Source organism: Microbacterium sp. K41 (assembly GCF_004794395.1).
Classification (GTDB): Bacteria; Actinomycetota; Actinomycetes; order Actinomycetales; family Microbacteriaceae; genus Microbacterium; species Microbacterium sufflavum.
On record NZ_SSDO01000408.1, the window covers coordinates 1 to 1,265 of the forward strand.

Genomic DNA, 1,265 nt, shown 5'->3' on the forward strand with positions numbered 1-1,265 from the left:
CGCGCCGCCCGCGCGGTCGGTGTCGGCGAGCAGTGCATGCAGGCTGCCCGCCGCCGCCAGCAGCGCGACGCTGCGGCGGGTGAGGGCGTCGAGCCGGGCGGCGAGGATGCTCTGCAGCCCTCCGTTCTCGCCGTGCGCCCGCAGCTCCTCCAGGATCCGGCTGATGGCCGGAATCCCGTAGCCGCCCGACCGGAGTGCGGCGACCACGCGGGCCTCGGTGATCGCGCCCGAGCCGTAGCGGCGGGCGCTCCTGCCGTCGCGCATCGGGCGGATGAGCCCCTCGCGCTCCCAGTGGCGCAGCGCCGAGGTCCGCACGCCGAGAGCCTGGGCGAGCTCACCGACCGTCATCTCGTCGGCGTCGTCGAACACGTCGTCGGCGTCGGACACCGCGACCTCCAGACCGCGCAGCGCCTCCCGCACCCGGGTGCGCTCGTCGGCGAGGTCGGCGTGGAGGGCATCGATGCGCTCGGCGGCCCGTTCGACCGACGACCGGATGAGCATCGGCATGAGCGCGCGGGCCGCCACCGGACCGATGGCCGCGGCCAGCTCCCGGTAGGCCCGCGCCGCGGTCTCGTGCCGTGCACCGTAACGCCGGTAGCCGTTCGCCGCGCGGACCGCCGGGGGAATGATGCCGAGCCGCTCCAGGTCGCGGACCTGCTGCACCGAGTAGCCGACGCTCCGGCCGATCTCCGCCGTGCTCCTGACCCGCTCTGGAGGGTTGCTCACCCGTAACCCCCTGTTCTCCGCAGCCACGTCTCCATGAGCACTGCAACCGGACCATTGAAGCATGGACAGACAGCAGATCATCGAGGCCGTGCGATCGTTCGACGGCGCGCTCGCCATGACGCCGCAGCCGGGGAGCGAGTTCCCTGAGCTGTCGTGGGGCGACGCCTACTTCTTCTTCGCCCCCGACGGACGGATGCCCGAGCGCACGCAGCCCTTCGGCACCATCATCACGAAGGACTACCCGGACGACGCGTCGTCGGACCTCACCGCGACCGGACGGTTCCGCGTCAACATCCACGTCGGCCGGGAGCGCGCCGCGGCCCTGGTGCCGTCCGACCCCGAGCCGACAGCGTCCGACGTGTTCCGCCGCCATCCGCTGTACGGCGACGCGGGGTGGGTCTGCGTGATCGAACCGGGCGAGCGGACCGCCGACACCGTGCTCGACCTGCTCCGCGAAGCACACGACACCGCCCGCCGCCGGGCCGAGCGCCGAGGGCGGTGACCGTGGGCACCGCTCAGGGCATGACCGAGGGGCAGCG

Annotated in this window: 2 protein-coding genes; one reads left to right on the forward strand and one right to left on the reverse strand. The window is 73.4% G+C overall.

All coding sequences use genetic code 11. The features are described 5' to 3' along the window. A partial coding sequence (locus DW309_RS12760; RefSeq protein ID WP_240753208.1) for a MerR family transcriptional regulator occupies positions 1–726 on the reverse strand: 726 nt, incomplete at its 3' end. Between the two features lie 61 nt (positions 727–787). On the opposite strand from DW309_RS12760, the gene DW309_RS12765 reads away from it, so the two are divergent. Then, positions 788–1,228: a DUF6194 family protein gene (locus tag DW309_RS12765; protein ID WP_136036230.1), complete on the forward strand. Its 441-nt coding sequence runs from the start codon at positions 788–790 to the stop codon at positions 1,226–1,228. Positions 1,229–1,265: the final 37 nt, after the last annotated feature.

What these genes read in the sequence shown, in the direction of transcription:
- DW309_RS12765 (WP_136036230.1), top strand. Translation starts at nt 788, where the DNA reads ATGGACAGACAGCAGATCATCGAGGCCGTGCGATCGTTCGACGGCGCG.